This is a genomic window from Microvirga lupini, assembly GCF_014191055.1.
Taxonomy (GTDB): Bacteria; Pseudomonadota; Alphaproteobacteria; order Rhizobiales; family Beijerinckiaceae; genus Microvirga; species Microvirga lupini_A.
The window spans coordinates 830,021-852,148 of the sequence record NZ_JACHWB010000002.1 but is presented as its reverse complement, the minus strand read 5'-3'; the positions used below and the strand labels follow the sequence as shown (position 1 = coordinate 852,148).

The following is a 22,128-nucleotide window of genomic DNA, read 5'->3' as shown; positions in this document are numbered from 1 at the left end:
GACAAGGGATCCTGAGAATCATAAGGAAAACCGCATGTTCGAAGTCAAAGACATCCCCATCTCCGACAACAAGCGGGACTTCTATGCCTCGCTTGCCCAGCAGCTCACCGGCCTTCTGGAAGGTGAACGGGACATGATCGCCAATGCGGCCAACATGTCCGCGCTGATCTTTCAGTTCCTGCCGGATCTGAACTGGGCCGGGTTCTACTTCATGCGTGGGGGAGAGCTCGTGCTCGGTCCCTTCCAGGGCAAGACAGCCTGCGTGCGCATTGCGGTCGGACGCGGGGTCTGCGGCACAGCGGTGGAACGCCGGGAATCCATCGTGGTGGCGGATGTTCATGCCTTTCCGGGCCATATCGCCTGCGACAGCGCTTCCCGCTCCGAACTCGTCGTTCCGCTCGTCAAGGATGGCCGGGTTCTTGGGGTGCTCGATCTCGACAGCCCCAACCCGAACCGCTTCGATGACGAGGATCGTGAGGGCTGCGAACAGCTCGTGCAGATCTTCCTCGCGGCCACCGAGATGACGCTCTAACCCGGCCAGCATGTCGTCCGCCTATATCGACACCTATTACAGCCGCACCGCGGCAACATCGGAGACCTATCCGGCTGCGGCCGGCCGGATCGAGGCGGACGTCTGCATCATCGGCGGCGGGCTCGCCGGACTGACTGTGGCGCTGAAGCTTGCCCGCAGTGGGCGAAAGGTCGTGCTGCTCGAGGCGCAGCGGGTGGCCTGGGGTGCTTCAGGGCGCAACGGCGGTTTCGTCTCGGCGGGCTACGCAACGGGGCTTTCGTCTATCCAGCGGCGGGTAGGGAAGGACCAAGCGAAAGAGTTCTTCTGCCTGTCGATGGAGGGCGTCGAGATCGTCCGCCGCACCATCGGCGAACTCGGCATCGCGGATGCCAAACTCGTTCCCGGCATCGCGAAGGCGCTGCGCTACGACTCGCGCGGCGCTCTGCAGGCTGCCTGCGAGAGCCAGCAGCGCGAGTTCGGGCTGAACCTGCGCTACCTGGATCGGGACGAGGTGAGAAGCCTCTTCGTCTCCCCGAAATACCAGGAGGCGATCCTCGATGAGGGCGCGTTTCACTTCCACCCGTTGAACTACGGACGCGCGCTCGCCCGTGAAGCAGCGCGCCTGGGCGCGGCGATCCATGAGAGCTCCGCGGTCACTTCCATCGACCTTGAGGGCGCTCGGAAGACCATTCGGACGAATGACGCCGCGATTGCGGCCGAGCATGTGGTGTTCACTACGGGCGGCTATACGGGCGCCGTGCTGCCCGCCTTGAAGCGCGCCTTCCTGCCGATTGCCACCTACGTGCTGTTGACGGAGTATGCGCCTGAACGGGTGCAGAGCGCCATCCGTACGCGTGCCGCAATCCTCGACGATCGTCGGGCCGGGGATTATTACCGCCTCGTCGATGACGGCAGCCGCATTCTCTGGGGCGGGCGCATCACCACCCGCACGACGGACCCGCGAGACATCGCGGCCCTGCTGCGGCGCGAGATGGTGACGACGTACCCGCAGCTTGCCGACCTGAAGGTCGAGATCGCCTGGTCGGGGCTCATGGCCTATGCCCGGCATCTGATGCCCCAGATCGGACAACTCGAGCCGGGTGTCTGGTACTGCACTGCTTTCGGCGGCCACGGGATGAACACCACGGCCATTGGGGGAACGGTGATTTCGGAAGGGATTACCGGTGAGAGCGAGCGCTACCGTCTCTTTGCACCCTTCGGCCTCACATGGAATGGCGGCGTTCTGGGGCGGGCCGCGGCTCAACTCACCTATTGGAGCTATCAGGCTGCCGACGCGGCCAAGGAATTGCGTTCCCGCTGATGGAGCGGAAGCAGGGCCACCTCACATCTTGGCCGCGGAGGCGACAACCCAAAGGCAGCTGATGCTGAAGGCAAGCCCTATCAGGTTCATTAGATAGGCCAATGCGTCATTGGCAGGGTGGCGCTTTCCCGAGCGATCCATCGTGCTTCCCCAAGAGCCGAAAGATATTTCACTGGGAATATGCCTAAGCTTGAGCCTTGTCCAGATAGTTAATAGAGGGTTTCTGTGCATGTGGGCTCAGCCAATAGATTGAGCCCATAGGCCTTATCAGATACTCTGTATCAACAATCATCAAAGGTAGAAATCGGCCTTGGATAGAGCCGATAGCTCGGCGATCTTGATACCGAAGTCGGGGGTCTTGTCTCCGTTCGTGTCACCCGCGACGATACCGTCGGCGAACCGCAGTTCCCCAGCCTTTCCATGGAAAGCGTTCTTTCCGATGAAGGTGAATGCCTGGTTGCCTGCAACTTTCGTGTTGGCATCGATGCCGCGCAGATCGACGTGATCGGAGCCGCGACGGAAATCCTTGATCGTGTCTGCAGACGACATCCGTGTGTGAGACGAAGAGGAAAAGACGAACGTGTCCGCTCCAACTCCACCGATCAGCAGATCCTTCCCGCCTTCTCCGTAGAGCTTGTCGTTGCCGGTGCCGCCATTCAGCACGTCATTCCCGGCCCTCCCATAGAGCGTGTCACCACCGGAGCCGCCGCTGATATTGTTGGCCAAGCCATTGCCGCGAAGAGTGTCGCTGTAGGAACCGCCGATGATCGACTCGATGCTGGAGTACGAGTCGCCTGCGGCATCTCCTCGATTGTTGCTTGTAGTCAGAAGGTCCGCCACCACACGAGCCTTCGCGGTGCTGTAGCTCGCTGTGTCCGTGCCCGATCCGCCGCTCAGCACGTCACGCCCGCTGCCGCCGACCAGCACGTCGTTGCCGGTCAGACCATAGAGCTTGTCGTTGCCGGCATTGCCACGCAAAACATTGCCCGCGACGTTGCCCTTGATGGTGTCATTGGCAGAGCCGCCATAGGCATTTTCGATAAGAGCGCGCGTGTCGCCTTGATGGAGAAGTGCATTGGCAATGTTGCCGGTAGCGATCTTGGATCCATTCCAGTGGAGCTTGGCCCGCTGGTCCTGCGAGGTGATGCTCCACGCGCCTGGCTGAAGGTCGATCGTCAGAGCCGTCGTGTAGTTGGTGAAGCTGTACGTGTCCGTGCCGCCACCGTCCCAGACGGTCAGGAAAACCTGATTGCCGCCGGGAGCGCCCTGGCCGGCACCGTTGACGAACATCTCGCCGGTTGTCGGGCTCCATGAATACGTCGTGCTGCCGCTGTTCGTCTGATAGTTCGCGCCGTAGATATGTTGGAGAGCGGCGATGTCGTACATCATCAGGGACTGTGCATAGCCCCATGTCTCGTTCATGTAACCCGTGCTGGTCGATGCTCCGGAGTATGAGCGGTAGCTCATGACCGTATATTCCATACTGTCACGATCGAGCGGCATGTTGCCCTCATGGGCATGCTCGAGCCCGAGAGCGTGCCCGATCTCATGCACGATGGTGAGATAGGCGTAGTTGCCCTTGGCAGGGCTTGCATAGTTCCGGCTGGAATTGTTGACCCACACATCGCCGCCGGTTGCGTCAGTCGTCGGGAAGTAGGCCCATGCGGTTCCCGGCACATCCGATTGCGCAAAGCGCAGATCAGCTGACGATGCGCTCGCCCCCGCGACTTCCTGGAACGTCAGGTTGCTCACGGATGAGAAAAGCGTCAAGGCCGACCGCGTGATTGCTTGCTGCGTGTCGTTGAAGGACCCGAAGCCCTTAGCTGTCTCGCCGTCTCCATAAAGCGTGCCATAAGCGCCTGCACTGGTCGGGAAGCTGTATGTCAGGTCGCTCGGCACCCATTTAAGGTTGCCAAGAATGGAATCGATATAAACATTACCGGTTGTGCTATAGGTCTCGACAGCAGGCATTTTGAACAGACTTCAAAGATAGATGGAGAGGTGAGATGTCCCGCGCGTGGCTCGGCGCTTGAGGCAAGTCGAATTGCTCTTTGAAGGATTATCTAAACTTCGGAGAGAGCCCGCGCTTGCTGCGCCATGTCGTGCAGGGCGAAGCTCTACAGTAAAATGAAATGTGCCATTGTGTGATGCCCCGCGGCGAGACCGTTATATTTTGTCTGTCTCGCTTGAAAATAACGTTAGGTAAGTTATTAAAAGATTAGCCGCAGGACTAAAAGCGGATTGGATTGAGTTTAGCCTTTCGAGACAATGTGCCGCACAATTGTCGTTTACAGTCCAGAAGGGCGAGGCGAGAGAAACGCCCAAAGGCAAAGCTTCAGTCGAGGGGAAAAGGCAGAGCTTAGGTGATCGATACCTTTGAATGGGATCTCATTTAATGGACCTGATTCATAGGATTTCCTACGGTGTAGTTCCTCGTTGCGCCGACCCTGGCAACTCTGAGCTTGGCATCAGACGGCCCCGAGGCTGAAGAGCTTGGATGACTGCTTTGGTGCGATCTCGATCGTCGACATTGCCTCGTTTCGCCATCGTCTCCTGAACCAGGAGGCGAATGTCCTCAAGCCGCCATTCCTCGCTCAGCCACGACCTGCCGATAATTTTAAGAATATTTTCCAGAGTCGCATATGGATCCGCGATCTCAGGCGCTATGGCCGAGTCTTTCATGGTCCTTACCCCTTATGAAGCCGGAAGTTCTCCTCCGGTCATGTTCTTCAAGAGGGCTTCGTCTCTCTGGCAAAAGCCTCTCCCGATGCAGGATTATTGCAAGGCTTTATAAGGAAAGACAACTGCATCTTTGGTGAGGGTGCGACCATGATCTTGGCTGAACGAGCGTCCGGGTGAGCTATTTCCCCTGTTAACGCGGCTGTTGCGCTCCGCACCTCAGGCAGCGCATTCAGTGCTCCAGGATTGGCCTGATCTCCTGGAGATTTCCGATGGTGTGTTCCAGATGCCGGCGCAATGCTTGCGATGCCTCCTCGTTCCGCTCCTGCTCCAGCAGGTCGAGGATCAGGAGGTGCTCCTCGCATTGCTGGCGATAACGCTTGCGATCAATCATCGAGCGGTAAGAGAGCAGGCGGCGAACACGGTTGATGCGCCGCACGGCCTCCAGGAAGAACGGGTTGCCGGAAGCGCCGATGATGGCTTCGTGGAAGCGTACACCGCGTTCATGGAGGGCGTCGGCGCTATCGGTTTCAATTGCGCCGCCAAGAAGCCGGAGTTCCGCCTCGCGGCAGCGGGCGGCGATGTCACGATCGAGGCGGTACGTCGGCTCCAGCAACGCTGCAGGCTCGAGGGCGAGACGCACACGATAGGTCTGCTCCAGGCTATCCGGCGTCGTGAGCATGGGCGAAAAGGACCAGCCGTAGCCGGGGCGCCGCTCGGCCCAGCCCTCCTGGGCAATCCGGCCCAGCACGGCGTTCAGTTGCGCCTTCTTGATCCCGTAGGTCTCCTTGAGGTAGGCCTCAGAGGCCGGATCGGGCAAACGGCCGTGAAGATGATCCTCGGCCATTCTGAAGTAGAGATCGGAGGCATTATCCCTGGTGCTCAGGCCAAGGGCCTCAGGAGACACGTCCCCGACGTCCGACACGAAGTATCCGCGGTTGCGCTCATGGGTGAGCGCGCCCTTGGCAGCAAGCAGTTGCAATGCCTGGCCGACGGGAAATCGGGACACGCTGAACCGCTCGGCCAGCTCCTGGGCTGTCAGGTGCGCTCCAACAGACAGCTTCCCGCCTCGGATATGGTCAAGGATCTGCGCAGCGAGTCCCTCGGTCAACTCGCGCTTTCCGTTGACCGTGCGCTCCCCGGACGAACTCATGAACAGACCCTCGTCGATCCTGAAGATGATGCACAACTCCCTTACCCGAAACAGCGCGGTGGCGGTACTCTCACCTTCGACAAATCGTGAGTGAGAGATTGCCCTCAGGGCAAGGAAGGGGAGCCTATAGGGGCTCCCCCAGGGATGAGCATTTACGATTTCACGAGGCCAACCGACTTGAGCACATCGCCGACCCGCACCTGCTCTTCCTTGAGGAAGGCCTGGAAGGGCTCGCCGGCAAGATAGAAGTCTTCCCAGCCACGCTGCTTGAGGATCTCTGCCCATTCTTTTGATTTGACCATCTTCTCGACAGTCTCGGTCAAGGCCTTCTTCTGCTCAGCCGTGATGTCGGGGCCTGCCATGAGAGCGCGCCAGTTGACCACCTCGACATCCATGCCCTGCTCCTTGAGGGTGGGCACATCGGCATTGGCGAGGCGCTTGCCGGACGAGATCGCGAGCGCCCGCAGCTTGCCGGCCTTGATCTGGCTCTCGAACTCGCCGTAGCCCGAGATGCCGGCCGTCACGCGGCCGCCAAGCATGGCCGCCAGAGCCTCACCGCCGCCGGAGAAGGCGATGTAGTTGACCTTCGCCGGGTCGGAACCCGCCGCCTTGGCGAAGAGTGCAGCGAGGATGTGGTCCGCGCCGCCCGCCGAGCCGCCGGCCCAGGTGACCTTCGCAGGATCGGCCTTCACCGCATCGGCCAGTTCCTTGACCGATTTGATCGGCGAGTTGGCCGGGACGACGATCACAAGCGGGTCGCCGGTGAGTCGCGCAATCGGCGTCACCTGATCGAGAGTGACCGGCGCCTTGTTGGTAAGGATCGCGCCCACCATGGTGATGCCGTTGACCATGAGCTGGCTCGGGTCGCCTTTGGCTTGGTTGACGAACTGGGCGAGGCCCACGGTGCCGCCGGCGCCGGTGACGTTCACCACCTGCACGCTTCTCGCGAGCCCCGTTTGCGTGAGCACCTGCTGGATCGAGCGGGCGGCCGAGTCCCAGCCGCCGCCGGGGCCCGCCGGCGCTATGATCTTGAGTTCCTGCTGCGCGAAGGCAGACGATGCGACGAGCGTCATGGCGGCGAAGGCGACGCCGCGGATGGTCTTGGTCAAGTGGCTCACGAGTTCCTCCCTTAGGTTGCGTGAGGTGGTGAACGTTGAGCGGGCGTTGCCGCTCAGCGCCTGGGGCTCGGCGAAGTCTCTCGCCGAAGGTCGTCACCGCTGCCGGCGATCTTTGGAGCGTTCGTCTCGCGGCTTGTCGCCTCCGCGTTGGTGACGCGACGCAGGATGAGGGGAATGATGCCGCCGGCGCGCAGGATCTGGACCTCAAGGCCGGTCTCGATGGCAGCACTGGCTGTGAAGGTTTCGCTCTCGCCCGATGCGCGGCGGATCGTGACGGGCACGGCGCAGCGCGGGCTGATCTTTGCCGGATCGGCATCGATCAGGATCTGGTCTCCGGAGCGCAGTTGGAGGCTGTGCGGATGCCGCTCTGCCGGGAGGCGCAGGGGCAGAATGCCCATACCGATCAGGTTCGAGCGATGGATGCGCTCGAAGCTCGAGGCCAGCACGGCGCGTGCACCCAGCAGGGCCACACCTTTCGCGGCCCAATCCCGGGAAGATCCCATGCCATAGCGCTCGCCTGCTACCACGACCACGGATGCACCGTCGCGTGCGTAGCGGTCTGCGGCCTGGAACAGGGGCAGGTGCTCGCCGGAGCCGACATGGATCGTGAAGCCCGGCGCGATCTGCGGATCGAGCAGGTTGCGTACGGACTTGTTGGTGAACAGGCCGCGAGCCATCGCCTCCCAGTTGCCGCGCCGGGACGCGAAGACGTTCAGGTCGCGGCGATTCTCGCCGCGCTCAACCAGGTACTCCGCAGCCTCGCCCTTCTGCGGGATCTGCCCGGCTGGCGAAATATGGTCGGTGGTGATGTCGTCGCCGAGCACGAGCAGGGGATGGGCTGCATAGGAGCCCAGCAGCGTGCCCTCTCCGAAGCCTGCGAAGGGCGGACGACGGATGTAGGTCGAGCTCTCGTTCCACGGGAAGAGGGGCGTGGCCGGAGCAGCGAGCACCCGCCAGGTCTCGCTGGCCTCGGCCTCACCGTACGAGGTGTCGTAGTCAGCCGCATTGATGGCCATGGCAAGGGCAGCATCAATCTCGTCCCCCGTGGGCCAGAGATCGGTAAGCCGAATGTCTTCGCCTGACGGGGAGCGGCCAATCGGATCGGTGAGGATGTCGCGGTTGACATCGCCTGCCAATGCGAAAGCGACAACGAGCGGCGGTGAAGCCAGGAAGCCCGCCTCGAGCTGCGGATGGACGCGGCCCGGGAAGTTGCGGTTGCCGGACAGAACCGCCACGGGGAGAATGCCGCGATCGGTCATGGCCTGTTCGATGATGGCGGGGAGGGGACCCGAGTTGCCGATGCAGGTCGTGCAGCCATAGCCGACGATTCCGAAGCCGACGGCTTCCAGATCCTCGAGCAGTCCGGCACGACGGAGATAGCGCTCGGCTGTTGGCGATCCGGGGGCGAGTGAAGTCTTTACCCATGCAGGCGGCGTGAGGCCGAAGTGGCGCGCTCTGCGGGCCACAAGGCCCGCGGCGACCAGCAGTCTCGGATCGGAGGTGTTGGTGCAGCTCGTGATTGCCGCGATGGCAACGGAGCCGTGGCCAGGTTGTTCGTCCGAGACTGGGCGATCGACGAGCAAGGGCGCGAGGGCTTCGACCGTGGCCCCGGCTGCGATGCGATCCTGCGGCCGGCGCGGACCAGCAAGACTGACCTCGACCTCGTCGAGATTGATCTCAACAATGTCCGTGAAGCGCGGAGCGGCCTTCGGATCGAACCAGAGCCCCTGCCGCTTGGCATATTCCTCCACGAGACGAACCTGATCAGCGCTGCGGCCGGTTTCGCGCAAGTAGCGCAGGGTCTGGCCGTCGATGGGGAAGAAGCCGGAATTGGCACCGAATTCCGGGGTCATGTTGGCGATAACAGAGCGGTCGCCTGCGGAGAGCGTCGGGACACCCGGCCCAAAAAACTCGACGAAGCGATCCGCAAGATCGATCCGCCGAAGCCGTTCGGTGACCGTGAGCGCAAGGTCGGTGGCGAGCACGCCCTGCCGCAATCGTCCGATCAGCCGCACCCCGACAATGTCCGGCACGCGGATCATCACGGGCATGCCGAAGAAGACACTCTCTGCTTCGAGCCCGCCTACGCCCCAGCCGAGCACTCCGACGCCGTTGATCATGGGCGTATGGCTGTCGGTGCCGATCAGCGTATCGGGCATGGCCCAAGACACGCTGTCCCGCTCAGCCGTGGTGACGACGGTTGCCAGGCGCTCAAGGTTGAGCGTATGCATGATGCCGGTGCCGGGCGGATGGACGCGAAATCCTGTGAGGGCACGCGTGGCCCATTTCATGAAGCGGTAGCGCTCGGCGTTGCGCCCATACTCCCGCTCCATATTCCGCCGCAGGGCATCGGGTACACCGAACACGTCAACGCCGAGGGAATGGTCGGTGGAGACATCGACGGGCAGGACGGGATTGAGCAGCCTCGGATCGTAGCCGGCCTCTGCCAAGGAGGCGCGCATGCCGGCGATGTCCACGAGGGCAGGACCGCAGGTGGTGTCGTGCATCAGCACCCGACCCGGCAGAAACGGGATCTCCTCCTCGCTCTGCCCCTTATCAAGCCAGCCAATGATTGCGGCCTTCGCCTGCGGGGCACCATCCCCTGCCGTGCGCAGGACGTTCTCCAACATGATCCGCAGGATGTACGGCAGGCGTTCGAGGTCGCCGCCGACAGCCGCAGGAAGATCGATCATGCGGTAGAGCCGTCCGTTGATCGTGATGTCGGCGGTTGTCGGCATCTGACTTCCTACGTTCCCTCGGGAAATGGCGGTACGGCAGGCGTTCCTAGCGCGGACCCTCGCATGAGCTGCTACCAATTAATTGCATAACGAGCTATATAAATGCAACTAAAATTGCATTTATAATTACTGATATGATATTTATTGGCATCGGAGGCTGCTGCTGACGTAGGATGGTGCTACACCCGCGGGCCTCTGGTGATGACGCTTGTCAGTGTCCGGGTTCGATTTGGGCAACACGGTCGCGATCTCCACGCTTTCCGACGTCAGATGCTGGATCGCCCTCGGAGGCTCGCGCTACGCTCCAGCCGCACCTGTCGCTTCAGCACGCAGCAGAGCACTGAAGGATGCGGGAGCTCCTCCTCGATGAGGCCTCGGAGGCGACACTTCCCATGGGCTAAGTCGCTCTTTTGTCATCTTCTCCTGAGACATCTTGTCAGGCATAGTTTCCCGCCTGCCCACGAGGCCTGAGCCAGATGAAGAATGCTGATGTCAGATTCGGCCTGTTCACGCTCACTCTCTTTGAGCGCCTCCTCTGTCTCCACCCGTCTCACCAGGAGACTCTGCTCTAGGGGACACAATCCCTCCCAACCCGCCGATGCAACTCACCGAAGGAGCGAGAACAATGGCGACGATCACGACGACCGACGGTACGGAGATTTTTTATAAGGACTGGGGCAGCGGACAGCCTATCGTCTTCCATCACGGCTGGCCCCTCAGCGCAGACGACTGGGACAGTCAGATGATGTTCTTCCTTCATCAGGGCTATCGCGTCATCGCCCATGATCGCCGGGGCCACGGTCGCTCGACCCAGACCGCGCATGGCAACGAGATGGACACTTATGCCGACGACCTTGTTCAACTCGCGAGGGCACTTGATCTCAAGGACGCGATCCATATCGGCCACTCCACCGGCGGTGGCGAAGTGGCTCGTTATGTTGCCCGCGCCGAGCCGGAACGTGTGGCCAAAGCGGTCCTGATCGGCGCGGTGCCGCCTATCATGGTCAGGTCGGACAAGAACCCTGGCGGGTTGCCGCTCGAAGTGTTCGACAGCTTCCGTGCCGCCGTCGCAGCAAACCGGGCGCAGTTCTACGTGGATGTGCCGACAGGTCCCTTCTACGGCTTCAACCGTCCCGGTGCGAAGATCTCACAGGGTGTGATCGACAACTGGTGGCGACAAGGCATGATGGGGGGCATCAAGCCGCAATACGACTGCATCAAGGCCTTCTCGGAAACCGACTTCACGGAGGATCTCAAGAGGATCGAGGTTCCCACGCTGGTAATGCATGGCGACGACGATCAGATCGTGCCCTTCGCGGACTCAGCGCCGCTATCCGTCAAACTCCTGAAGCATGGGACTCTCAAGGTCTACGAGGGGCTGCCGCACGGGCTCTGCACGACTCATCCTGACGTCGTGAACGCCGACCTCCTGGCCTTCATCAAAGGCTGATCGACACGACCGGGCGGGTGCAATAACCATGCAAGCGAGCGAGGAATTCCTGGACCGGAAAACGGGGCTCGGATCTTCGTATGGGTTCGGCATCCCCCGGTCCACCAACGGTGGTGGTGGCGATCTCTGCCACATCGGAAGGCTCTCCTGACATGTGGTTATCCTTCCGTGAGATCGTGTTGGCGGATCCCAACAAAGCACCTGTGCGTGTCTACGACATTTCGGGATGCTACGCTCATGCGAGATTAAGCCCTGTCCCGAGCCTGCATTGACTTCCGCCCGGAGGATCGGTTCACCTCTCGCTCGATCCGAATACCGCCCGCGCCTGCCATACCGAGACCTTGCCGAAGGACGTACACAAAGTAGCTCACTTTTGCTCAATGATGATGAGTACTTTATCGGCAGCGGGTCTGCTGGCAGATTTGTCATCGTGAGGAGGCGTCATGGATACCAGCCAAGCAGCAGGCATCGCTAAATGGGTCACGGAGGCCGGTTTGGCAGGCATGACGGAACTGGAACTCCTTCATGGCTTTTGCGATCGACTGACGGCCGCGGGCATGCCCCTTGCCCGCGTGAACATCGTGATCGACACGCTGCATCCGATTCATGAGGGGCGCGTCTTCCGCTGGCGCCGTGATGACCAGGGCAATGTTGATCATGTCGTCGAGTACGGACGCACCAATGTCGGTGGGGAGGCTACCGCCAATTGGCTCAGAAGCACTTACTATCACCTTCTGACAAGCGGAGAGGATTTCCTGCGGCGGCGGATCGGCCCGGGTCATGTGGAAGATTTCGCTGTTCTTGAGGAATTGCGCGCAGAAGGTCAGACAGATTATCTCGTCCTGATCCACCGTTTCGAAGCTGAGGGTGTCATCGGGGAGATGGATTCCTTCTATTCATCCTGGACGACGGATGTGGAACGCGGCTTCACGGACGAACAGCTATTGCTTGTCCGGGAGCTGGCATCGCCCCTGATGCTCGCCCTGAAATGCGCTTCACTCGCGCGCATCGCCAAGACACTCGTCGAGACCTATCTTGGTCGCGATGCCGGCAGCCTCGTCCTGAAAGGGCGGATCGCTCGTGGCGTCACCGACCGGATTCAAGCCGTTCTCTGGTTCAGTGACCTGCGCGGCTTCACCCATATCACCGAGGCGGCCGCCCCAGAGCAGATCATCCCTTTCCTGAACGATTACTCGGAAGCCATCATCTCGTCGATCTGTGAGGCCGGCGGCGATGTTCTGAAGCTGATCGGGGACGGCACCCTCGCGATTTTCAAGGAAGAGGATCCGAGCCAAGCCTGCCGATGCGCTCTCAGGGCAGAACAATTGATGCGATCCCGGATTGGCGTGCTCAATCGGGATCGCATGGCCGCGAACCTGCCGGTCGCCGATGCTTATCTGGGCCTTCATATCGGCGAGGTCTTTTACGGCAACATCGGCAGCCGGGATCGCCTCGACTTCACGGTGGTCGGACCGGCCGTGAACGAGGTGAGTCGGATCGCAGCCCTCTGTCGCTCAGTTGAGAGGGATGTTCTGGTCTCCTCAGCGTTCTTCTCAGCCGCCTCAGCAGGCGAGCAGGACTGCCTCGTCTCCGTTGGCCGCTATGCTCTAAGGGGAGTCAGCCGTCCGCAGGAGTTGTTCACGCTCGATCCAACCTGGACGGAAAACGGGGAGGCGGAACAGGGACTGCTCAACCAGGTCAATCCTCATGGATGAGGCATCAGAGGCTTGTCGTCCCGCCCGCACTTCGTCCGGTCTTGCCGATGATGGGCTTTCGGGAGTGATCGGTGAACTCTGACATGGTGGTCGCGCGAGGGATCAAGGCACGAGGTTGTGCTCCATTCCATCTCTGGGGGCGGAGGACAAAGGCATCGCAAGACAAGCTCGGCAATTGCTGCTACTAGGTCACAAACCACTCTCAATCTGAGGATCTGATGCTCGTTCGGTATACGCCCTTGGTTCTCGCTGCGGCCTTGGCTGCTTTCGTCTCAGGTTGTGCACGAGGTACGGAGCCTGGATCGATCTCGTATTACGTAGCGGCACCTGCGGCTCAGGTGGAAACAACCTGTGGTGGTGGATACCAAGTTTTTCAAAGGCCGGGTGAACCAACGGTATTGGTGGTCGCCTACGCAATTTCCGAGGCCGTCCAGACCATGTGCGAGCAACGCCGCGGAATACAGCCTACCCGGATTACCGGGGTCAGACATGAGGAGGCCGTCGTGGAGTATATCGCCGCGAGGCCGGCCTTAAAGGGCTGCACCGTGATCAGCGGAGTCGAGCATACTGGCTTGCATTCGGAGTTCACCCTTGCTTGTCCGGGTACGGGAGTGAACGCGATCAGTGCGAAAGGGTGAGCCTGAAAGCACGCCGAATTGGATCGAGGGAAGGCCGTAGCTTCTCCTCAGGCGTCTGACGCACTCCCGGACAAGGGTTTTGTGCACGATCGATGCACCCGTTGCGTAGGGCTTAGCTACATCTCGGCCAGTGATCTTCAGCGACGTCGCATCTCGGCAACCGTGATAGCTCGATAAGCTCAGAGGGTCTCATTGAGGCACTCCTGAAACTTTGTCTTAAGCGCAGTTGCTCAAGAGCGGCAAACTGTCTTTGTGCAATGCAGCAACCCGCCGGGATCCCAGTCGTTGTTCGTCCTGGAACACGAGTCTTGGACCCCGAACGGAGATGAAGCATGCGCAACATGGCAACAGAGCTTGGTTCGAGACTGTCCCAGGCTGCTGCGGCGGGAGCCGGGAGCGTCACGCGAAATCATGCGGCCGGCGAGGAGCGTGATTGGAGCCCCGCAAACCTCCAGAGCTGTGGAGGCGATAGCGCTTCTGGTGCGCGCCGATGGCTGGCGCCCGTTCTGGCGGGCACTGTCGCTGCCTTGGGTGCGGCAGCCCTGTACAACCGCAAGCAGGTCCAAGATGCCGAGCGCAGGTATCCGCCCATCGGCCGGTTCCTGAGCGTGGATGGGGTGCGCCTGCACTATATCGAGCGCGGCCGGGGTGACGCTTTGGTGCTGATCCACGGCAACGGCACCATGATCCAGGACTTCACCGTCAGCGATCTCGTGAATAAATTGGCGGAACGCTACCGGGTGATCGTGATCGACCGCCCTGGCTATGGCTACAGCTCGCGGCCGCGCCAAATCTGGACGCCGCGGGCTCATGCCCGGCTGTTCCGGAAGGTGCTGACGCAGCTTGGGGTCGAACAGGCTACGGTCTACGGCCACTCCTGGGGCACCTTGGTGGCGGTGGCCCTCGCACTCGAGGCGCCAAGGCTCGTGCGCGGCCTCGTCCTGGGCTCAGGCTACTACTACCCGACTCTGCGGGCCGACACGTTTCTGCTCTCGCCGCCGGCCGTTCCCGTGATTGGCGATGTCATGCGCTACACAGTGTCGCCGTTTGTGGCCCGTGCGATCCTGCCCGGCATGATCAAGCGGATGTTCCAGCCGGCTGCGGTGCCGGAACGCTTCGAGCGAGAGTTCCCGAAGGCGCTGATGCTGCGGCCGTTGCAGCTTCGCGCGGCGGCGGAAGATGCGGCACTGATGACGCCGTCAGCGATGGAACTGGAAGGACATTACCGTGAGTTGACGATGCCGGTGACCATCATCACCGGTGCTGACGATCAGATCGCGGATGTGGACCGCCAGTCTGCACGGCTGCACGACGAGCTACCAGGAAGTGAGTTCATCGCCCTTCCAGGTCTCGGCCATATGATCCATCACCTGGCTCCGGACGCTGTCGCGGACGCGATTGAGCGCACCGCGCAGCAATCCAGTGGTGTGTCGTAAGCTCTGATACGGACTTTCTCACCACCCAGTCATCCATGACTTGTCGTCCGAGCACGAACAGCTGAACCCACCTCGACTATTGCCCCACCTGAAGGATGACCTTGCCCCGGCCATGGCCTGAATCGAGCCGCTCGTGAGCCTTGCTGACCTCCTCAAGGGGGAGTACGGCATCGATCACGACCTTGGCTTGGCCACGCTCGAATAATGGGGCCATTTCGCGCAGCCGTGCGCCTTCTCGGGTCAGGAAGGTCCCGAACAGAGTCTGGTTCTTGGTGTAGAGGGCACTCAGGTCGCCATCAGGTGGAAGAATGGTGGCGATCCGGCCAAAGGGCCGCGTCACCAGCGTGCTGAGAGAGACATTTCCGCCCGCTGTATCGAACGATGCATCGACGCCGTGTCCGTTTGTGGCTCCCAGAATCCGCTCGGCCACGTCGACATCACGGTAGTCCACCGCCACGTCCGCTCCCAGCTCCTGCACAGATGAGTGGTTGGCCTTGCTGGCCGTTGCGATGATCCGCGCACCGGCTGCCTTGGCAAATTGGATGGCGAAGGAGCCGACACCGCCGGCACCGCCGTGGATCAGCACCGTCTCGCCTGGACGGACATTCAGGCGACGGACGATCGCCTCCCAAGCCGTGCCCCCCGCGAGGGGAATACCCGCTGCATCGACATGGCTGAGATTGGCCGGTTTGGGCGCCACGATGCTCGCCGAGGCGATTGTGTACTCCGCATAGCTTCCGTGCGGATTGCCGAAGATCTCGGGCGTGTAGAACACCTCGTCGCCCGATTTGAACTCGGACACACCCGGTCCGAGCGCCTCAATGACACCGGACACGTCATAACCGAGCACAGCCGGAAACGGGATCTGCGCCCAGGATCCGGCTTGGCGGATCTTGGCGTCGACGGGGTTGGTGCCGGAGGCGATCACCCGTACGAGAACTTCGCCCGGACCAGGCGCGGGCCGTTCGATCTCCCGATGCTCGAACACGTCGGGACCGCCGAACCGTGTGATCACCATCGCACGCATGGTCTCGCCTCCACTCGATGGGAGCCATGTGGATCAGGGTAAGGCCACTTCAAGCGTGCGCAGCTCCTGTTCCTCTTGCGTGCCGACCTGCGAGTGCTTCGTTTTGGTACGAGGCGGACGGAGATCCGGTTTCCGCATCCGTGGCGTGAGATAACCTTTACTTCGTGCGTTCTACTTCCTCGGTTGGCTTAAATGAGACACAAGGATTTCTCCTGGTTCGGACGACAGTGGTGCCTGCCAGCCAAGTCCGGTTTCGGAACAAAATCTAAGCTTGGCCGTTTTCTCGAGCTATTGGTTGCCAGGGTTTGCCCATGCTTCTCAGGATCACCTGGTTTATCCTTGCTTTGATCGTTTTTGTTCCTGCAAGAGCTCAGGAAGCTCAGTCTATCAGGGTTGGCCTCCTCAGGTTTGGAACTGTCGCTTGGGAGATCGAAACCATCCGGTACCATGGTCTCGACCGCTCGCATGGCATTGCAGTTGTTCCAGTCGAGTTTGCCTCCAACGAGGCGGCCAAGGTGGCAGTACAGGCCGGGGCAGTGGATATGATTGTCACCGATTGGCCGTGGGTTGCACGTCAGCGGAGCGAGGGAGAAGCGTTCAGTTTCGTGCCCTACTCAAAGGCCGTGGGTACGCTCATGATCCCTGCCGATTCGAGCCTCAGAAGTCTCGGAGACCTTCTCGGCAAACGGATCGGTGTTGCCGGTGGCCCCCTCGACAAAAGCTGGCTCCTCCTCCGGGCCCATGCCCAGAAGGAGCTCGGCATCGACTTGGCAAAGGAGGCTGAGCCTGTTTTTGGGGCTCCGCCGCTCTTGAACGAGGAACTGGCGCGCGGGCGGATCGATGCCGTGCTCACCTACTGGCACTATGCTGCGCGCCTGGAAGCCGGCGGAGCCAAGCCGCTCCTGACGGTGGCCGATATGATCCGCCGCCTCGGCATCGACCATGATGTGCCCATGCTCGGCTATGCATTTCGCGAGCAATGGGCTCGGAATGAGAGCGTAGCCCTACAAGGCTTCGTCGCAGCCTCTCGAGAGGCCAAAGCTCTGCTGGCCACCTCACAGGAGGAGTGGGCCCGTTTGGCTCCGCAGATCGGCACCGATGAGCCGGCAGTCCTGGCCACGCTCCAAGCTGGATTCCGCGCTGGCACCCCGGAGCACTGGACTCCGGCCGAGCGGCAGGCGGCTGCTGATCTTTATGCTATTCTGGTCAGGGTCGGAGGGGACAAGCTCGTCGGCCGAGCCAAGGTTTTCGATGCAAAAACCTTCTGGCCCTCCGTTGCCTATTGAGGCTGCCGATGCGTGCTGCTGATGGGGAGGACAGGGGGACGTGGCAGGGGATTGCCTCCATCCTGCTGTTCCTGAGCCTGTGGCAGATTGCGGCCGGCCTCGTCGAGAGCCGGTTATTCCCTGGTCCTGCAATGGTGCTCAAAAGCCTGATCCATGAGGCCGTCGACGGGCCGTTGCTTCATGACCTCGGGATCACGGTGACGCGGGTCGCCATCAGCTTCATCATCGCGATGGTGATCGGCACGGCTCTGGGCATCGCGCTCGGTCGTCTGGCGTGGCTCGACCGCTGGCTTAACCCCTGGCTCGTGATCCTCCTCAACGTGCCGGCGCTCGTGATCATCATCCTGACCTATGTCTGGCTCGGCTTGGTGGAAACGGCGCTCCTCGTGGCCGTCGCCCTCAACAAGATCCCGAACGTGGCCGTCACGTTGCGGGAGGGCGCGCGGGCGCTCGACCGGGATTATGCTGAGGTCGCCGAGATCTATCGGTTTGGTCCCTGGAAGACCCTTCGGGAGGTGATCGTCCCGCAGATCGCGCCCTATCTTCTGGCTGCCGCCCGCAACGGCCTTGCGCTGATCTGGAAGATTGTCCTCGTGGTCGAACTGCTTGGACGATCCAATGGGGTCGGGTTTCAATTGCAGAGTTATTTCCAGCTCTTCGACGTATCTCGCGTGATAGCCTATGCGGCGGCTTTCGTCCTCTGCGTCCTGCTGATTGAGCTCGTGGTTTTTTCCCCCCTTGAACGCCGGGTGGGGCAGTGGCGGCGATGACGATGCGCGTTGTGATCGAGCGGAAGATCTACCCGGCTCAAGAAGGTGCGCCGGAACGGGCTCTGTTCGAGAACCTGTCCTTCGAGCTCGCCGACGGGGAAGTTTGTGCCATCGTCGGCCCATCGGGAATCGGCAAGTCCAGCCTGCTGCAGATCGTGGCCGGACTGGATCGGGATTTCGAGGGCTCGATCACCGGCCTGCCGCAGCCTGTCGGCTATCTCTTCCAGTCGCCCCGCCTGCTGCCGTGGCGGACGGCGCGGCAGAACCTGGAACTCGTGATCCCAGAGCAGCCGGGAAGGGCAGGGGAGTGGTTGGCTCAGGTGGGGTTGAGCGGATCGGAAGACGTCTATCCTCAGCGGCTTTCACTCGGGATGGCGCGCCGGGTGGCGCTCGCCCGTGCGCTGGCGATCACGCCGAAACTCCTCCTGCTCGACGAACCGTTTTCATCCCTGGATGAGGAAACCTCACGGGGCATGCAGCGCCTAGTGGCCGAGCACATGCAGACGCTGCGACCCACGACGCTGCTCGTTACCCATCACTGGCACGAGGCTGCAGCGCTCGCCCAGCGCGTGATCACGTTCGACGGCTCTCCCGCCCGTATCATGGATGACCAGCCCATCCGGCAGGTGAGGGCGGCGGAATGAGGTTTTCACTGGTCTTGCTCGCGATGCTCATGCCCGCTCCCGTCTCCGCCGAGGAGCGCGCGATCACGATTGCAGTCGTCACGCAGGAGCGTGATCCGGTTCAGCCGGTCTCTCCGCTCGATCGTGAAGTCAAGGACCAGGGGCTCGCCGGGGCACGCCTGGGCACAGCCGACAACGCAACCACCGGCCGTTTCATCCGGCAGCGCTTCACGCTTGTCGATCGCGTGATCCCTAAGGATGGAAATCCCGCAGAAACGATCCGCGTGCTTGCAGCGGAGGGCATCCGCTTCGTCGTGGCCGATCTCGATGCTCCGGCTTTGCGTGCCGCCGCATCGAGCGAGCAGGCGCGCGGGATGCTCTTCATCAACGTGCAAACTCCCGATGACGCGCTTCGCAATGAGGCCTGCCGCGCGAACGTGCTGCACACGATCCCGAGCCGAACCATGCTGGCCGACGCTTTGGCGCAATACCTGATGGCCAAGCGCTGGCGGCGCTGGTTTCTCGTGACCGGAAGCCAGCCCGGAGATAAGCTGCTTGCCGATGCATATCGGCGCGCCGCCAAGCGCTTCGGCGCCGAGATCGTGGCGGAGAAGGAATGGACTTTCAAGCCGGGCCATGCGCGCACAGATACCGGACATGTGACCTTACAGAGCGAGATCCCGGCCCTGACTCAAGTGGTCGATCACGACGTGCTCGTTGTCGCCGACGAGGCGAACGAGTTCGGCGATTTTCTGCCCGGCCGCACGGCCCGCCCGCGCCCCGTGGCAGGAACGCAGGGGCTTGTGACGACCGCATGGAGTCCTGTGTCGGAGCAGTGGGGTGCCACGCAACTGCAGGCCCGGTTCGAGAAGCTTGCCGGCCGCAGGATGGGAGTGGTGGATTATGCCGCCTGGGCGGCGGTGCGGTCCATCGGGGAGGCTGCGATTCGCTCCCGCAGCGACGACCCTTTCGCGATCATGTCATATCTGCGCAGTCCCGATTTTGTGCTCGCAGGCTTCAAGGGGCAGGGGCAGAGCTTCCGGCCTTGGGACGGGCAGATGCGCCAGCCGATCCTGATCGCCGGTCCGCGGCTCCTCGTCTCGGTCTCGCCACAAGCTGGATACCTGCACCGCGGCTCCGAGCTCGATACCCTGGGAATCGATCGGGAGGAAAGCCGATGCAAGTTCTGATCCTTGCTGCCGTCTTCATTGTCACGGCCCATGTGGCGTGGGCTGAGACCGTCTATGTCTCGAACGAGCAGGACAACACCGTGTCGGTGATCGATGGCGCGGCGTTGAAGCTCGTGGATACGATCCCGGTCGGGCGGCGGCCGCGAGGCATCAGGCTGAGCGCCGACAGGCAGAAACTCTATGTCGCCGTCGGAGACGACAATCGCATTGATGTGGTCGACTTGAAGGCCGGAAAACTCGAGGGCTCGCTTCCCTCTGGTGAGGATCCGGAGCTCTTCGTGCTGCATCCGGACGGACGCCGCCTGTTCGTGGCGAATGAGAACGACAACCTCGTATCTGTTCTCGACATCCCGGAGCGGCGCATCGTGACCGAGGTCGAGGTCGGTGTCGAACCGGAAGGCATGGGCGTAAGCCCCGACGGGCGTTTCGTGGTCAACACCTCCGAGACCACGAGCATGCTCCATGTGATCGATGCCGGCACGCTCGAACTCGTCGACAATGTGCTCGTGGGCACACGGCCGCGGGTGGCGCAGGTCTCTGCAGACAGCAGACAGATCTGGGTTTCGTCCGAGCTGCGGGGCACGGTCGAGGTCTTCGATGTCGAAACGCGCGAGCCCCTGGCGACGATCGGATTCGAAGTGCCGGGTGTTCCGCACGAACTTATTCAGGCCGTCGGCATCCAACTGACGCAGGATGGATCGCGGGCCTATGTGGCGCTGGGACCCGCCAATCGCGTGGCCGAGATCGACGCCAAGACCTTCAAGGTGCTGCGCACCTATCTCGTCGGCCAGCGGGTCTGGCACATCGCGCTCTCGCCGGACGGCAAGCGCCTGTACACGGCGAACGGCAATTCGAGCGATGTCTCGGTCATCGATCTCGAAAGCCAGGCGGTTGTGAAGACCATCGGCGTTGGCCGTTCTCCCTGGGGGCTCGTCGTCGCGCCATGAGTGCTCTCGCCGTCGACAACGTGAGCCACGGATTCGGTGCGCAGCAGGTTTTATCCCGTGTGAACCTGTCAGTGGAGCCCGGCTCCTTCACGGTGCTGCTCGGACCTAACGGGGCCGGCAAGACGACGCTCATCTCCCTCGTGACCGGGCTTTACAATGCTAGGCACGGCGACATTCGCATCTTCGGACACTCGATCCGCCGCGATCCCTTGCCGGCCTTGGCCAGCCTCGGCGTCGTGTTCCAGATGCCGACCCTCGACCTCGACATGAGCGTCGAGCAGAACATGACCTATCACGGGTCCCTGCACGGCCTTTCGCCGCGGGAGACCAGAGAGCGGGCAGGCGTGGAGTTGGGGCGGCTCGGTGTCGGCGACCGGCGGTCCGACAAGGTGCGGGCACTCTCTGGAGGGCTACGCCGACGTGTGGAGATTGCCCGGGCCTTGTTGCACCAGCCAAAATTCCTGATCGTCGACGAGGCGACCGCAGGGCTCGATGTAGCAGGGCGCCAGTTGCTGCTCGACCACGTCCGCTCCCTCTGCCGTGCGGGTTTAAGCGTGCTGTGGGCCACCCACATGCTCGATGAGATCGATGCGTCCGACCAACTCGTCGTGCTGCATCAGGGAAAGGTGCGCTGGACAGGGCAGGCCAGGGCGATTGCCTCCGACCGAACGCTCGAGGCGGCATTTCTGGACCTGACGGGCGGCGCATCATGAAGACGCGCTATGCCCTGCGGGCGCTCATGGGCATCATGCGTCGGGAGATGCTGCGGTTCGTGGGGCAGCAGGGACGCTTTGCGGCGGCCATCGTGCGACCGCTCGTGTGGCTCGGCATCTTCGCAGTGGGCTTCCGCTCGGTGCTGGGTCTGTCGATCATCCCGCCCTACGAGAGCTACATCCTCTACGAGGTCTATATCGTTCCGGGCCTCGTCGGGATGATGCTTCTGTTCCACGGCATGCAGAACTCCCTTTCCATGGTTTATGACCGGGAGATGGGATCGATGCGGGTGCTGCTGACCGCGCCGCTGCCGCGATGGTGGCTGCTGGGAGCCCGGCTCCTTGCCAGCACCGCCACGGTGCTGCCTATCGTGTATCTGTTCCTACTGCTCGCCCGCTTCTGGGAAGTCCGGCCGCCTGCTCTCGGCTACGGAGCGGTTTTGCCGGCGCTGATCCTGGCAGGGCTGATGCTCGGTGCTTTCGGGCTGGCCCTCTCGACCCTCATCCGTCAGCTCGAAAATTTCGCCGGCGTGATGAATTTCGTGATCTTTCCCATGTTCTTCGCCTCGGCGGCACTTTATCCGCTCTGGCGCCTCGACGAGGTCAGCCCGACGCTGGCAATGATTGCTTGGATCAACCCGTTCTCCCATGCGGTCGAGTTGATCCGGTTCGCGCTATACCTTCAGTTCGAGCCAGTGGCTTTCGGGGTCTGTGTTCTGGCTCTGGCTGTGTTTTTCAGCCTTGCAGTCTGGGGCTACGATCCCGGTCGTGGTTTTTGGGCACGCCGGGGGGCGAATAACAGTGCATAGGTCC

At 61.8% G+C, this 22,128-nt stretch carries 17 protein-coding genes; 12 read left to right on the top strand and 5 right to left on the bottom strand.

Annotated features, from left to right (window positions below; all coding sequences use genetic code 11):
* The first annotated feature begins 34 nt into the window (after nt 1-34).
* Together FHR70_RS11115 and FHR70_RS11110 are read left to right on the top strand one after the other, a co-directional pair.
* Nucleotides 35-532 (top strand): GAF domain-containing protein, encoded by a 498-nt coding sequence (locus FHR70_RS11115; protein WP_183449997.1) that lies wholly within the window; start codon nt 35-37, stop codon nt 530-532.
* Between the two features lie 10 nt (nt 533-542).
* Complete coding sequence (locus FHR70_RS11110; protein ID WP_183449995.1) at nt 543-1,832, top strand: NAD(P)/FAD-dependent oxidoreductase; 1,290 nt, start codon at nt 543-545, stop codon at nt 1,830-1,832.
* Between the two features lie 291 nt (nt 1,833-2,123).
* Here the strand turns inward: FHR70_RS11110 and FHR70_RS11105 are convergent, their stop codons facing one another.
* The 4 genes from FHR70_RS11105 to acnA form a co-directional block, all read right to left on the bottom strand.
* Nucleotides 2,124-3,803 carry a M10 family metallopeptidase gene (locus FHR70_RS11105; protein ID WP_183449993.1) on the bottom strand — a complete coding sequence of 560 codons (1,680 nt, stop codon included), beginning with the start codon at nt 3,801-3,803 and terminating at the stop codon, nt 2,124-2,126.
* 940 nt (nt 3,804-4,743) lie between these two features.
* Entirely contained in the window at nt 4,744-5,664 is a 921-nt protein-coding gene (locus FHR70_RS11100; protein ID WP_183449991.1) for a GntR family transcriptional regulator, read from the bottom strand.
* A 152-nt stretch (nt 5,665-5,816) separates the two neighbouring features.
* A complete protein-coding gene (locus tag FHR70_RS11095; RefSeq protein WP_183450260.1) occupies nt 5,817-6,737 on the bottom strand; it encodes a Bug family tripartite tricarboxylate transporter substrate binding protein in 921 nt (306 codons plus the stop codon).
* A gap of 98 nt (nt 6,738-6,835) precedes the next feature.
* Nucleotides 6,836-9,520: an aconitate hydratase AcnA gene (gene acnA / locus FHR70_RS11090; RefSeq protein ID WP_183449989.1), complete on the bottom strand. Its 2,685-nt coding sequence runs from the start codon at nt 9,518-9,520 to the stop codon at nt 6,836-6,838.
* 625 nt (nt 9,521-10,145) lie between these two features.
* Here acnA and FHR70_RS11085 point away from each other — a divergent pair.
* The 3 genes from FHR70_RS11085 to FHR70_RS11075 all read left to right on the top strand — a co-directional run bounded on the left by FHR70_RS11085 (nt 10,146) and on the right by FHR70_RS11075 (nt 14,759).
* A complete protein-coding gene (locus FHR70_RS11085; protein ID WP_183449987.1) occupies nt 10,146-10,970 on the top strand; it encodes an alpha/beta fold hydrolase in 825 nt (274 codons plus the stop codon).
* Nucleotides 10,971-11,413: 443 nt separating this feature from the next.
* Nucleotides 11,414-12,685: an adenylate/guanylate cyclase domain-containing protein gene (locus FHR70_RS11080; RefSeq protein ID WP_183449985.1), complete on the top strand. Its 1,272-nt coding sequence runs from the start codon at nt 11,414-11,416 to the stop codon at nt 12,683-12,685.
* A 970-nt stretch (nt 12,686-13,655) separates the two neighbouring features.
* On the top strand, nt 13,656-14,759 hold the full coding sequence (locus FHR70_RS11075) for an alpha/beta fold hydrolase (RefSeq protein ID WP_246408014.1): 1,104 nt from the start codon (nt 13,656-13,658) through the stop codon (nt 14,757-14,759).
* 76 nt (nt 14,760-14,835) lie between these two features.
* On the opposite strand, the gene FHR70_RS11070 is transcribed toward FHR70_RS11075, so the two are convergent.
* Nucleotides 14,836-15,786, bottom strand: coding sequence for a zinc-dependent alcohol dehydrogenase family protein (locus FHR70_RS11070; protein ID WP_183449983.1), 951 nt, complete (start codon nt 15,784-15,786; stop codon nt 14,836-14,838).
* A gap of 311 nt (nt 15,787-16,097) precedes the next feature.
* Between FHR70_RS11070 and FHR70_RS11065 the strand changes: the two genes are divergently transcribed.
* From FHR70_RS11065 to FHR70_RS11035, 7 genes are read left to right on the top strand one after another with little or no spacing between them, the layout of a single operon-like run.
* On the top strand, nt 16,098-17,072 hold the full coding sequence (locus FHR70_RS11065) for an ABC transporter substrate-binding protein (protein WP_183449981.1): 975 nt from the start codon (nt 16,098-16,100) through the stop codon (nt 17,070-17,072).
* 8 nt (nt 17,073-17,080) lie between these two features.
* Nucleotides 17,081-17,842 (top strand): ABC transporter permease, encoded by a 762-nt coding sequence (locus tag FHR70_RS11060; RefSeq protein ID WP_183449979.1) that lies wholly within the window; start codon nt 17,081-17,083, stop codon nt 17,840-17,842.
* On the top strand, nt 17,839-18,486 hold the full coding sequence (locus FHR70_RS11055; RefSeq protein WP_183449977.1) for an ABC transporter ATP-binding protein: 648 nt from the start codon (nt 17,839-17,841) through the stop codon (nt 18,484-18,486). The genes FHR70_RS11060 and FHR70_RS11055 overlap by 4 nt, the downstream gene beginning before the upstream one ends.
* Nucleotides 18,483-19,655: an ABC transporter substrate-binding protein gene (locus FHR70_RS11050; protein ID WP_183449975.1), complete on the top strand. Its 1,173-nt coding sequence runs from the start codon at nt 18,483-18,485 to the stop codon at nt 19,653-19,655. The genes FHR70_RS11055 and FHR70_RS11050 overlap by 4 nt, the downstream gene beginning before the upstream one ends.
* Nucleotides 19,643-20,602 carry a PQQ-dependent catabolism-associated beta-propeller protein gene (locus FHR70_RS11045; protein ID WP_183449973.1) on the top strand — a complete coding sequence of 320 codons (960 nt, stop codon included), beginning with the start codon at nt 19,643-19,645 and terminating at the stop codon, nt 20,600-20,602. Before FHR70_RS11050 ends, FHR70_RS11045 begins: the two co-directional genes overlap by 13 nt.
* Nucleotides 20,599-21,315: an ABC transporter ATP-binding protein gene (locus FHR70_RS11040; protein ID WP_183449971.1), complete on the top strand. Its 717-nt coding sequence runs from the start codon at nt 20,599-20,601 to the stop codon at nt 21,313-21,315. Before FHR70_RS11045 ends, FHR70_RS11040 begins: the two co-directional genes overlap by 4 nt.
* A complete protein-coding gene (locus tag FHR70_RS11035; RefSeq protein ID WP_183449969.1) occupies nt 21,312-22,124 on the top strand; it encodes an ABC transporter permease in 813 nt (270 codons plus the stop codon). The genes FHR70_RS11040 and FHR70_RS11035 overlap by 4 nt, the downstream gene beginning before the upstream one ends.
* The last annotated feature ends 4 nt before the right edge of the window (nt 22,125-22,128 follow it).